The 11,607-nt window shown below is 66.3% G+C and carries 8 protein-coding genes and 1 pseudogene; 1 reads left to right on the top strand and 8 read right to left on the bottom strand.

Going from position 1 to position 11,607, the window contains the following annotated elements:
* Positions 1–343 precede the first annotated feature (343 nt).
* Positions 344–1,636, top strand: a pseudogene (locus Q0R23_RS11155) (transposase); the annotation flags it as partial.
* A 266-nt stretch (positions 1,637–1,902) separates the two neighbouring features.
* Here Q0R23_RS11155 and Q0R23_RS11150 read toward each other — a convergent pair.
* From Q0R23_RS11150 to Q0R23_RS11115, 8 genes are all read right to left on the bottom strand, one after another.
* Positions 1,903–2,835, bottom strand: coding sequence for an endo alpha-1,4 polygalactosaminidase (locus Q0R23_RS11150; RefSeq protein WP_293913035.1), 933 nt, complete (start codon positions 2,833–2,835; stop codon positions 1,903–1,905).
* A 2-nt stretch (positions 2,836–2,837) separates the two neighbouring features.
* Positions 2,838–4,979, bottom strand: a complete 2,142-nt coding sequence (locus Q0R23_RS11145) for a hypothetical protein (RefSeq protein WP_293913033.1) — start codon at positions 4,977–4,979, stop codon at positions 2,838–2,840.
* Positions 4,957–6,003 carry an NAD(P)-dependent oxidoreductase gene (locus Q0R23_RS11140; RefSeq protein ID WP_293913031.1) on the bottom strand — a complete coding sequence of 349 codons (1,047 nt, stop codon included), beginning with the start codon at positions 6,001–6,003 and terminating at the stop codon, positions 4,957–4,959. Before Q0R23_RS11140 ends, Q0R23_RS11145 begins: the two co-directional genes overlap by 23 nt.
* A 104-nt stretch (positions 6,004–6,107) precedes the next feature.
* Positions 6,108–6,881 (bottom strand): sugar phosphate nucleotidyltransferase, encoded by a 774-nt coding sequence (locus Q0R23_RS11135; protein ID WP_293913030.1) that lies wholly within the window; start codon positions 6,879–6,881, stop codon positions 6,108–6,110.
* Between the two features lie 84 nt (positions 6,882–6,965).
* Positions 6,966–7,961, bottom strand: coding sequence for an SDR family NAD(P)-dependent oxidoreductase (locus Q0R23_RS11130; RefSeq protein WP_293913029.1), 996 nt, complete (start codon positions 7,959–7,961; stop codon positions 6,966–6,968).
* An 86-nt stretch (positions 7,962–8,047) separates the two neighbouring features.
* Complete coding sequence (locus Q0R23_RS11125; RefSeq protein WP_293913027.1) at positions 8,048–9,610, bottom strand: hypothetical protein; 1,563 nt, start codon at positions 9,608–9,610, stop codon at positions 8,048–8,050.
* On the bottom strand, positions 9,607–11,118 hold the full coding sequence (pelF, locus tag Q0R23_RS11120; protein ID WP_293913025.1) for a GT4 family glycosyltransferase PelF: 1,512 nt from the start codon (positions 11,116–11,118) through the stop codon (positions 9,607–9,609). The genes Q0R23_RS11125 and pelF overlap by 4 nt, the downstream gene beginning before the upstream one ends.
* A gap of 36 nt (positions 11,119–11,154) precedes the next feature.
* Positions 11,155–11,364, bottom strand: a complete 210-nt coding sequence (locus Q0R23_RS11115; protein WP_293913023.1) for a hypothetical protein — start codon at positions 11,362–11,364, stop codon at positions 11,155–11,157.
* Positions 11,365–11,607: the final 243 nt, after the last annotated feature.

Here is an 11,607-nt window from a genome sequence, read left to right as displayed (position 1 = left end):
CAGCGTCGTAGGTGGCGGCGGCCTCCACCGCCCGAACCCGCAGCGCCTGATCGGTCAGGTTGCTCAGGGCCAAAGGCGTGTGCCAGCGCTCCAGGATCATGGCACTCAGGTTAGCTCAGATCGGCGGTTTTTAACACTAACAAACATTAGTGTAGATCTGAGTTCTGACTGGCCTATCTTTGAATGCCCGCTTCTCAGGGGCATACAACACCTCTACCGACCTCCATCTTGCCCACAGAGGACCATGAGGTTTCCAGATCGCGGGGCGACAACGGGGCAAGCCCATCCAGGGTGACCTTACAGAAAAGGGTCTGGGCGGAAAGCCCACGGTTTCAACCGTGGGATGCAGAGCCCAGCCGCCCGGCAGGGCGGGGTGCTGATGCTATTCGCTAAACCGAAAGCCCTGCCGCGTTGTAATAGAGTAACAGAGCAAAACTCCGCCGCCTTTCTTGGTGGTCAGGCGCGGAGAACGGCGACACCTTTGAAGGAGGTGAACGCGAATCAAGTTTACCACGCACATAAAAGCGTTTCGCTACCGTCTGCGCCCTACGAAGGCGCAGGAAGTCGCGCTAAACGAGCAGTTGCGACTCTGCCGCAACCTCTACAACTGCGCCCTGGAAGAACGCATCGGGGCGTACAAGAAAGCGAAAAAGACGGTCACGGGATACGACCAGATGAAGGCGCTACCCGAAGTCAAGGAAGTCTTGCCAGAGTACAAGAGCGTCTACAGCCAGGTGCTTCAAGACGTTCTCAAGCGGCTAGACAAAACGTACCAGAGCTTCTTTCGGCGCGTCAAGCAGGGCGCAAAGAAGGTCGGCTTCCCGCGCTTCAAAGGTGCGGGTTGGTACGACTCGTTGACCTATCCACAGCTCGGCTTCAGCGTGACCGGGGACGTGGCGTACTTCTCGAAAATCGGCAACATTCGGCTGCGCCTGAGTCGCCCACTGGAAGGCAAGCTGAAGACAGCGACCATCACGCGGGACTGCGGCGAGTGGTACGTGAGCTACGTCTGCGAGGTGGAACCCCAGCCGCTTCCCGAAACGGGAAGCTCAGTGGGCGTAGACGTGGGGACAACGTGGTTTGCCATCACGTCAGATGGGGAATTCGTGGAAAACCCACGGTATCTCCAGGGCAGTATGAAGAAGCTCAGGGTGGTTCAGCGCTCTCTGAGCCGCAAGAAACGCGGTTCAAAGCAACGCCAGAAAGTCAAAGCGCAAGTCGCAAAGTTGCACCGCAAGGTCAGTCGGCAACGGCTGGACTTCCACCAAAGACGGCCACCAAACTCATTCGAGAAAACGATGTGGTGGCGCACGAAGAGTTGAACGTGGGTGGTTTAGGACGGGGCAATCTGGCCCGGCAGGTCCACGATGTCGGATGGTCGCAATTCTTCTCTCTCCTGTCTCAGAAGGCTGCAAGCGCCGCTCGGACTGTAGTTGCCGTGAATCCTGCGTACACCTCGCAAGCCTGCCATCAGTGCGGATATACGAGCAAAGCCAATCGGCTGAGTCAGTCTCGTTTTGTCTGCCAAAGTTGCGGGCACACAGAGAATGCGGACGTGAACGCAGCGAGAAATATCCTGGGACGGGCAGTCCCTTTAAGCCAGAACGTAGCGGCAGTCAGCGCATGCGTGGTTTAAGAATCCCACGGATGAATCCGTGGGATTGTCAACGTGGAGCAACGGGCTGACTGAAGGCGTCGTCAACACAATCGAGCCGATCAAACGACAGATGTATGGGCGTGGACCGGTTGGAACGCTCCGCCAACGGGTATTGCTCGCGGTCTAACCCCTGCACGGAATCAGCGGAAGAAGCACAAAAACGGGGCAGGCCCAGTCGGGCGCTGGCGCCCAGGCGCGGACCGTACCGGGAGGGTGACTGCTGGTGAATATGAGCTGGCTCGCGCTCAACGTGAGCCAAGAGTGCTCAACGGGCCGGAACCCAGTTCGCCGTTGCCCTCCACCTGGACTTGACCCGGCGGGCGTGACCGCAGGGCCGAGACCGCCGGGTCAGGCGGCTTCAGATTCGGCGCCACGTACCCGCCGGGCAGCGACAGGTCGCGGCTGGTGACGAAGGTGGGCAGGCCCAGCGCCGCCGCCCGGCGCAGCGCGAAGCGGCGCAGGCGCGGCGAGTCGGCGTAATCGAGCGCGTAGAGTTCCAGTTTCAGCCGCCGGGCCTGCCTGACCAGCCTCTCGGTATAGTCCAGCTCCTGACGGGAATAGGCCCGGTACTCCGGCGCCCAGGTGGTCGAACACGCCTCGATCAGTACGCCGTTGATGGTGCCGCGCAGCCGTTCGAGCAGGCCCAGACCCCGGTTGGCCAGCAGGTAGCCTGGACCGCTCCACCGGCGCACCAAGCGCATCAGTTTGAGCATGGCCCTGAACTGCCGTGGGTCGCGGCCAGCGCCGTCCAGGGTATCTAGAAAAAACCCGTCGAAGACGCTTTTATGGTGCAGAACCTGGGTCTGGATATGATCCCGCCAGTCAGGCCGCGCGACATCGACCAGGTAAGTGCCCCATTCCGGGCGGTGCTCACCCACGGCCCAGGAGACTGGGTGCGCCTGGTCGTCCGGGGCGGGCACCTCACCCAGACTCAGGTAAGCCAGCACCTGCACACCGCGCCCCTGCAACCAGGCCACCTTTTCGGGCGGAAAGTGCCCCGGCTGCACCACCACGCGCCGGTAGCGCGCCAGGGTCGGCAGCGCACCTTGGCCGTAGTAGACCGCCAGGGCGCGGCGACCCCGCTGCCCATGTTCAAGTGGCCCGATGTCCTCTGGCGCCGTGGGGCTGGATACTCTGGGGCTGGATGCTCTGGGGCTGGATACTCTGGGGCTGGGCACCATCATCTCACCGGAGCCGTGACGACCTGGCTTGCCCCCAACGTGGTCAGGCTGATGACGCCTGAGCCGTAGTTCTGGCTGTTGCCGATCAGGGCGCCGGTCACGTAGGCGCTGCCCCCGAGCGCTGAGCGCAGGGTCAGGGTGTTGGTGGCCCGGTTCCAGGTGCCGCTCAGCCCACTCTTGAGGGACGAGGTGCGGGTCTTCATGTAGGCGCCCAGATCGTCCCAGCGCAGCGTCCTGAGCGGCAGGTTGCTGTACGACGAGTATTTGCCGAGCAGCGCCGCTTCCCAGTCGTAGACCAAGCTGCGGCCCGGCGCGTACTGGCGGGCATTGTCCTGGTGCATGTAGTGCGGGTAGGCGCCGCCACTGAGGACATGCGCGAGCGCGATATCGGTTTCCTTGTCCAGAAATTCGGCGTAGCTCAGGGCGTGGTCCCAAAAGGGGAAGCTGCCGCCCGGCGCGTAAACCGAGTTGTAGGCGGCGGTGGCCTGGGCCGGGTCGGTCACGTCGTAAAACACGTTGGTGGGCCAGCGCGGCACCAAAAAGATGTTGGGGTTGAGCGGGTGGATCAGCCCGCAGTTGCTGCACGAGGCGTCCCACTGGCTGGGCACCGAATGGTTGGAGGCCAGGTACTGGGTCCCGGTGTTCTGGGCCGCCCGCAGAAACTCGACGTTGGAGGTGCCCAGGCCGTGATCGGTGAGCAGTCCGTCGCCCGCCGGGTTGTAGTAACCCAGGCCCGACATCCCGCCGCTGAGCAGGCTATGGCTGCTGAGATTCAGGTTCATCTGCACACCGATATCCAGGTTGGGTTGGAGCTGGGCGAACGAGTCGGGGTAATTCAGGAAATCCATGTAGAAATGTTCCAGGGTGTGGCTCACCCAATCGAACTCTGGAGCCAGGCAGCGCGTGACGCTGGAGAGCGGATCGGCGCTGACCACCTTGGGGTCGCAACTGACCGGTGCGGAGGGCACGGCGCCATCACCGTTGTACATCAGTGAAAGATTAAAAGCGCTCGACACCGGAAAGGCGTTTCTCAGGGCGTCTCGCTGGACGGGCAACGCCAGGGCGTCGCTGGCCGAGAGCCGGAAGGCGTCGCGCTGGAAGGTCTTGGTGGTGGCGTCGAACACGTCGCCGGGGAAAAACCAGTCGTCGATATCGAGCTGGTTGAAGCGCTGATACTCGCCCAGGTGGACGCCCCTGGTCAGCCAGTTGACCAGGCTGGACCCCAGCAGCGAGGTGTGCAGCAGATACGGATTCTGGGCGAAGGTGAGAGCCAGCCGCTCGCGTCCGTCGGCGTCCGAACGGGCCGCCAGCACCTGCCCGCCAGCGTCCGTCAGCAGCGGGGTACTCACCACGCCCGGCACGTTCACCAGGTTGGCCCGGTAGGTGTAGGCGTTGCGGATCGGCACCGCCGCGCCGGGTTTCAGGTCGCTCAGGGCAGCCTGACCATCCGCTGTCAGGCGGGCGTCGGCGCTGGCCGAGGCGCCCCCGGCGTCGCGCAGGCCGTAGTCTTCGGGCCAGGCGCTGGGATAGGTATACAGCGCGAGCTGCCGCACTTTGTAGTCGCGCTCGTACTGCCACAGCACATTCCAGCCGGTCCAGTCCAGGGCGCTTTGCCAGACGCCGGGGCTAGGCTCGTAGGCCAGGTTGCCGGTGGTGAGCAGCACGCCCTGATACTTGCCGCCGCCGCCCTCGGCCACCAGCGCGGCGGCGCTGAAGCTCCCCGGCAGCGCCGGATTGATCACGTCGTAGGGCACGCCCGACTGGTCGAGCATGGTCTTGGCGGCGCTCAGGGCGCTGTCAGTGGTGCCCGCGCTGAGAATCAGCACCTTGAGCCCCACCACAGCGGTGTTGGCATTCAGGGCCAGGGGACGCAGCAACACGGACGGCTTGGGGCCGTTAAGTTCACGCAGTGGTGTGAGGCTGCGGCCATCGGGCAGGGCGGGTGCGGCCAGGTCCACGCTGCTGCGAACGCGCTCCGTGGGGGCGCCGGTGGCCGCTTCGGCAGGCCCCGACTGGCTGACGGGCAGCGGCTGGCTGGCGCAGGCCATCAGCAGCAGCCCCGTCAGGGACAGCAGGGAGCGGCGCTTGAGGGGCACGCGAGTAAAGCTGGGCTGAGGATCAGGTCTGGAGGGCCTGTTCATGGGTCAACTCCTTGTGCGGCGCGGTCTGAGACTGGTCTGACGTAGCCGGAGCCAGCCGCGCTGTAGGGACGAGAACGGGGGCGAGTGGGTACTGGCCAGGTGGGTTCTGGTCAGGTGAGTTCTGGTCGGGTGAGTTCTGGTCGGGGGGCAGGTGACGCCACAAATCGCGCAGCGCCTCCTCGAAGGTGAAACGGGGGGACCAGCCCATCGCCCGCAGGCGCCGGGTATCTGCCGGTCGCCCGTCCAGGCTGCCGGAACGCACCGAGGGCGCTGAGGTCTCGTGAATCTGTCCGGTGAAGCCTGCCAGGTGGGCGAGCACGCTGACGACCTCGCTTGAGGTATGCGTCTGGCCCGACCCGACATTGACGATGGGCGGCGCGGCGCGGCAGCGGGCGGCCACCATCACGGCGCGGGCCACGTCGCGCACGTCCAGGTAATCGCGCCGGTTGCCCAGCGGCCCGAACGAAACCTCCCGCTGAGCACTGCGGCTGGCTTCACGCAGCAGCCTGGCCGCCCGTCCAGCCAGGCTCACCGGTCCCTGGCCGCCCCCCAGCGGGTTGAAGACGCGCAGCACCACGCCCCGCGCCGCGCGCGCCGCCAGGGCGCCGAGGACCAACTCGGTGGCCGCCTGTTTGCTCAGGCCGTAGGATGTCAGCGGCTGCCCCGGCGTGTTCTCGTGCAGCGCCTCGCCCGGCCCTCCGTCACCGTATTCCGCCGCCGAGCCCAGATGCACCAGCCAGGGGGGCAGGTACAGGCGCTTGAGGCTCCCCAGCAGCCCCGAAACCAGCCGCACATTGCTCTCGGAGAGTTCCTGCGACGTGCCGGAGACGCGGCCAGCGGCATTGATGATCACATCGGGCCTGGCCCCGCTCAGCAGCGCGTCCCAGACGCCGGGGTCCGCCGCCGCCAGATCGAGTTCGGCGCTCTGAGGCGCCAGCACCGTCACGGCGGCGGTGCGCTCCAGCAGCCGCCGGATATGCGTGCCGATAAAGCCGCTACTTCCCAGCAGTAACACGCGTTTCATAGTTTCGCCCCCCGTGCTGTACCTCTCTGGTTTGGTATCTTGGGTGCCCGCTCGCGGCGCTTGGTCAGTGAGCTCGCGGCGCTCAGTCAGTGAGCTCGCGGCGCTCAGTTGCTGGGCTGGCGCAGCGGCGTTTCGTGGGTCGTCGGCGCTTCGAGCAGCGCTGAGCCCAGCCCCGGCATCAGCATCGCAAAATGGCTGGCAAATTCGGCGTTGGCGCGGTCATAGTCGTCTGGACGGCCAATATCGAGCCAATACCCGCCGAAACCGAAGCTGGCCGGGTGCAGCCCCCGCGCCAGCAGGTCCAGAACCAGGTCGTCAAAGCCGAAGGGCTGGCCCGCCGGATACTGCTGCAACGTCCGGCGCGAGAAGCCGTAGATGCCCATGCTGACGTTGAAATCAAACACCGGCTTTTCGCGGAAGTGGGTGATCTCGCCGCGCTGAATATCGAGCACGCCGAATTCGCTGCGAACCTCGCGGGCGTAGGTCGCCACCGTCACCGGCGCCTGGGAGGCCGCGTGCTGGCGCAGCAGCTTGGCGTAGTTGAGATCGGTCAAAACGTCGCCGTTCATCACCAAAAAGTCGTCAGGCAAGCTCTCCAGTGCGCCCAGCAGCGGGCCGATGGTGCCCAACGGGGTCGTTTCCTGAAGGTAGTTGACCTTCAGCCCCCACTGGCTGCCGTCGCCGACGAAGGCGCGGATCAGTTGCCCCATGTGGCCAATCGCCAAAGTGACGCTGCGAAAGCCGTAATACGACAACTGGTGCAGCACGATTTCCAGAATCGAGTACCGGTCGCCGATGGGCACCAGCGGCTTGGGAACGCAGGTGGTGTAGGGACGTAACCGGGTGCCTTTGCCGCCTGCCAGGATCACTGCGTGCATGTGAATCAACTCCTTTGTTCAGATTGGGGGGGGGAAGGGTCTGTGGGCCGGGCCGAGACGTTGAGCGCCAGGGGAACGCGCCCGCTAGACGGCGTACATATCGGTGCGGTAGTGGGCCAGGTTGGCTCGGTCCAGAAACCAGCGGCTGGTCCGCTCCAGCCCGTCATGGAGCGGATGCTGGGGCGCCCAGCCGGTGGCGCGGCGCAGCTCGCTGCTGTCGCTGACCAGCCGCATCACCTCGGAGGCTTCGGGGCGCAGGCGCCGGTCGTCTTGCTCAATTTCTACCCGGCGGCCCATCACCTCGGCGATGGTCCCGATCAGGTCGCCCACCGAGACCTCGACGCCGGTGCCGGTATTGAAGGTGTGGCCGATGACCTTCTCGGCCTGGGCCGTGCCGACGGCCAGAAACGAGCGGGCGGTGTCGGCCACGTAATTGAAATCGCGGGTGGGCAACAGCGACCCGACCTTGATGACCTTCTCGCGGGCCGCGATCTGCGAGATGATCGCCGGGATGACGGCGCGGGCCGACTGACGCGGGCCGTAGGTATTGAAGGGGCGCAGCGTCACCACCGGCAGGCCGAAACTCAGGTGGTAACTCTCGGCCAGCTTGTCGGCCCCCACCTTCGAGGCGGCGTAGGGCGACTGGGCCTGGAGCGGGTGGCTCTCGCGGATCGGTACCTGCCGGGCGGTGCCGTAGACCTCGCTGGTCGAGGTGTGGACGACGCGCGGCGTCTGGAGCTCGCGGGCCGCCTCGAGCACGTTGAGGGTGCCCACCACGTTGGTCTGCACATACGAGTAGGGCGCCTGATACGAGTACGGAATGGCGATCAGCGCCGCCAGGTGATAGACCGTCTGGGCGCCCTGCATACAGGCGCGCACCGACACCGCATCGCGCACGTCGCCCAGCATCACCTCGACCTCGCCCAGAATCTCCGGAGCGAGCTGATCGAGCCAGCCCCACGAGTTAAACGAGTTGTAGAGCACCATCGCCCGCACTTTTGCGCCGGAGCGCACCAGCGCCTCGACCAGATGCGACCCGATAAAACCTTCTGCGCCTGTCACCGTCACTACTGAAGTCATGGAAGTTTCCTTTGATGCGCCCGCCGGTTAAGGGAGAGGGAGGCCGGGTTGCGTTCAGGCCAAATCGTGTTCGGGCCGGGTTGCGCTCAGGCCAGGTTGCGCACGTCGAGCACCGCGCGGTAGCTCAGCGCCAGCAGCAGGCTCAGGGCGGCGGCGGCGCTCAGGGCGTAACTTTGAGCGCTGGCGCCGCCCCCGACGAGCAGCGCTGCCTGCGCCGCCACGGCCAGCGCCCAGACCAGTACCACCCGGCCCAGCAGCCCGAAATTGATCAGCAACCCGCTGAGCAGCAGCCCGCTGCCCAGCTCCAGGTGCCCCAGGATCAACAGCGGCGGTGGCCGGGCAGCCCCCCACAGCGGGGCCAGTGCGCCGTTCAGGAGGTAGAGCAGCAGCAGCGCGCCCGCGTAGGCGGCGCAGCGCCTGAGCATCTGCCAGGCGGCGTGCCGGACGATGGAGCGCAGCTCGCCTGCCTCCTGCGCGGCGCGGCGCAGGGCCGCGTGAATGGCGCGTAAGCTCAGCTCCAGCACGCCCATGCTCAGCACCAGCGGCGCGACGCTCCACGACCAGCCGAGCAGGGCGGCAGCATCGACCGGGTTGTTCACCGGGTCGACCGGCCCGGTAAAGGGACGCAGCAGTACCAGTGCCAGGAAGGCCGCGCACAGCCAACCGTAGACGGCGTAGGGCCAGGCCCGGCGCCAGTCGAGGGGAGCGGCCCGTTTGATCTGAGCCCGCCGCCGAGAAGGCTGCCCCGCTGAACCAGAGACAGCCGGGCCAGAGGCCGATTTCAGGTGACGGCGGGTGACCCTCCAGGCGCTCAGCAGCGGCAGGCCCACTGCGGCGAGCAGCAAGGCCAGTTGCTGCTCGCCGGGGATGTGGCCCGGCCAGATCAGCCGGAGCAGCACCCACCCCAGCGCGGGGAGCGCACTGAGCAGCAGCGCCAGCTCCTCGCCGAGGACCAGCAGGGCGGTGGCGGCGGCCAGGTAGGCGGCGATGGCCAGCCCGATGAGGCCGACCTGCGCCAGATTCTGCCCGGAGATCCAGGCCGCCATCATCGCCAGCAGCCCGGTGGCCAGCGCCGCCAGGACGCCTGAGCGGCGCAGCGCCGCTGAGGCCGCCGCCGGACTGAGGACCAGCCCCCGGTAGCCCAGGTAGGCCACGCTCTGCATCCAGCCCCAGCCGAACAAGCTGGCGACCAGCAGCCCCAGGCTGGACGCCCAGCCCCAGCCATTCCCGCCGAGCGCAAAGGGTGACCATAGGGCCGGGAGCAGGTACAGCACGCCGCGCAGCAGGTCGCGCCAGGCCGTGAATGGCGCGTCCTGCGGGCGCCAGAAGACCAGTGGCGGGCGGTAGGGCACCAGGCCGAACAGCGCCTCGGCGCAGCCGAACACGTCGCGGTGGCCGTAGCGCTCCAGCACCAGGGCGTCGGTAAAGCCCTCGGCCTCCAGAATGGCGGCCAGTTCCTGCGGATGCAGCGCCCCCACACAGGCGGTATTCAGTTGCCGGGAGAGCTGGGCGAGGGGAGCGCTCGTGCGGCGCTCCGGCCCGAAGCGGGCCAGCGGCTGGACCAACGGCTGGGCGCTCCGGGCCGCGCGGGTGTGCCCGGAGCCCTGAACCGTAGAAGCGGCTGCGGGCGCCGATCCGGCGGCGCTCACGGTGCCCACCGCAGCGGCATCGGGCGCGTCAGCAATCGGGGATAAAGCTGGCGGTAGACCTGCAAGAAGCTCTCTAAGGTAAACTGCGAGAGGACTCGCTGCCGCGCCGCCTGCCCCAGGCTGGCCCGCAGCCCGGCGTTGCCCAGCAAGCTGAGGCTGGCCTGCGCGAAGGCGCTCACGTCGCGCGGCGCCACGACCAGGCCGGTTTCGCCCAGCGCCTCGGTCACGCCGCCCACATCGGTGGCGACGGTGGCGCGGCCCGAAGCCATGGCCTCGATCAGGGTGTAGGGAAACCCCTCGGAAATGCTGGTCAACGCCACCATATGACCGGCGTGGTAGGCGTCCACCACGTCGCTGATGTGGCCCTCGAAGGTCGCCTCGGCGCTCAGGCCGAGCTGGCCGATCAGCGCCTGGCAGTCGCTGGCGTAGCGTTCGTTGCCCCTGGGCACCGAGCCGAACATCCGCAGCCGGGCGCCGGGCAGAGCACTTTTGACCACCCCGAAGGCCCGGATCAGGGTCTCCAGGTCCTTGAGCGGATCAATGCGGCCTACCCAACTGATGGTCGGTTGGACCGGCTCGGCGCTGGAGGGCGGGAAGAAGGCCGGGTTGACGCCGTTGTAGACCGGGTGGATGCGTCCGGGGTCGGCGCCCTGGGCCAGTTGCCAGCGCTCGTTGTAGTGGGATCCCGGCGTAATCAGGTCGGCCATGCGGTAGGCGGCGCGGGTCAGCAGGCTGTAAAAGCGCAGCAGAAACGATTTGAAGGCCGGTGAGTGCCCGCTGAAGCGCAGTTCGAGGTAGCGTTCACGCAAATACACGCCGTGCTCGGTCAGCACGAAGGGCGTGCCGTAGGTCCATTTGCTGGTGAAGGCCAGCAGCGGGCTCAGGCCGTTGGAGGCGGCGTGGCAGACGTCCGCCTGCGGCGGTGGGCAAGACAGGGGCCGCAGAAAGTGTTCCAGCCAGGTGCTGGCCTGCAAGGCGTCGGCCAGGCAGGGTTGCAGCAGCACCTCGCCGGACCTGGGCTGGGCCGCCTGGGCTGCCTGGTCCTGGGCATGGCGCTGCCAGACCCGGTACAGCTCGGCAGCGTTGCGGCGGGTGGTCAAACCCCGCGTCAGGTCGCCGCACTGCGCCCAGTCGAAGAGTTTGCGCAGGGCGCCGAGCAGCAACTCTGGATCGTCGCCCCCCGCGAACAGGGCGTAGAGCAACTGATCATACGTGTCGTCCAAGGCGGCCTGCCGCTGGGCGCGGCTCTGGGCCGCTGGCCCCATGACCGCTGACCCCGCGCCGCGCCGCGCCTCACCGGGAAGCGCCCACAACGGCACGCTGACCAGCCTGCCCACATTCGGCGGCAAGGTCCAGTCCGGCAGGTTCAGCCGCTGGCCGCTGATGGCGTAGACCTGAAACTGGTGCTCAGGCAGGCCAGCGATGAGTTGATCACACCAGACGCTGACGCCGCCCTGGGTATGCGGATAGGTGCCCTCACACAGCAAGGCGATGCGCACTGAGATCACCCTGAACTTTCGGTGCGCCGACCAACCACAGGCCGCTCATGGATCGATCTCGAAATGAACGTGTGGCGGTTGGTCCGCCCAGCGGGTCGGCGTCCTGGCTTCGAGCTGGTCCAGCCGCCGGTCCTGGGCGGCGCACCGCGCCTGGAGACGGCGCAGTTCCGTCAGCAAAAACTCCAGCGTGCCGCCGTGAACCGCGCCGTACCCACCGCTCTGGGGGCCTTCTGGGAACTGTATTTCACGCATCATAGGTCTGCTCCTCACCGCTCAACATGAGAAAGAAATCTGCCGATTCAACCATGAGATCGGCGCAGGTATTACGAAACTCCCGGCTCATCCGAAGGTGTGTTGGACACTCCGGATCAATGCCTCAATCAGAACCGCGTTGTTACTTGTAAGGTTAAACACGATTGGGAACGGCTGCTTCGTCCTGCCACCTTATTCGTGAGAGAGGTCGGCCAGCGTTAAAATGCGGTAGGCCAACGCTTCACC

Origin of the sequence: Deinococcus sp., assembly GCF_025362455.1 — a bacterium.
Classification (GTDB): Bacteria; Deinococcota; Deinococci; order Deinococcales; family Deinococcaceae; genus Deinococcus.
Note: the sequence above shows the minus strand (reverse complement) of the source record. Positions and strands in the feature narration are given on the sequence as shown.

Coding starts and splice junctions, on each gene's coding strand:
- Q0R23_RS11115 (WP_293913023.1), bottom strand. CDS start 11,364: ATGATGCGTGAAATACAGTTCCCAGAAGGCCCCCAGAGCGGTGGGTAC.
- Q0R23_RS11130 (WP_293913029.1), bottom strand. CDS start 7,961: ATGACTTCAGTAGTGACGGTGACAGGCGCAGAAGGTTTTATCGGGTCG.
- Q0R23_RS11135 (WP_293913030.1), bottom strand. CDS start 6,881: ATGCACGCAGTGATCCTGGCAGGCGGCAAAGGCACCCGGTTACGTCCC.
- Q0R23_RS11145 (WP_293913033.1), bottom strand. CDS start 4,979: ATGAACAGGCCCTCCAGACCTGATCCTCAGCCCAGCTTTACTCGCGTG.
- Q0R23_RS11140 (WP_293913031.1), bottom strand. CDS start 6,003: ATGAAACGCGTGTTACTGCTGGGAAGTAGCGGCTTTATCGGCACGCAT.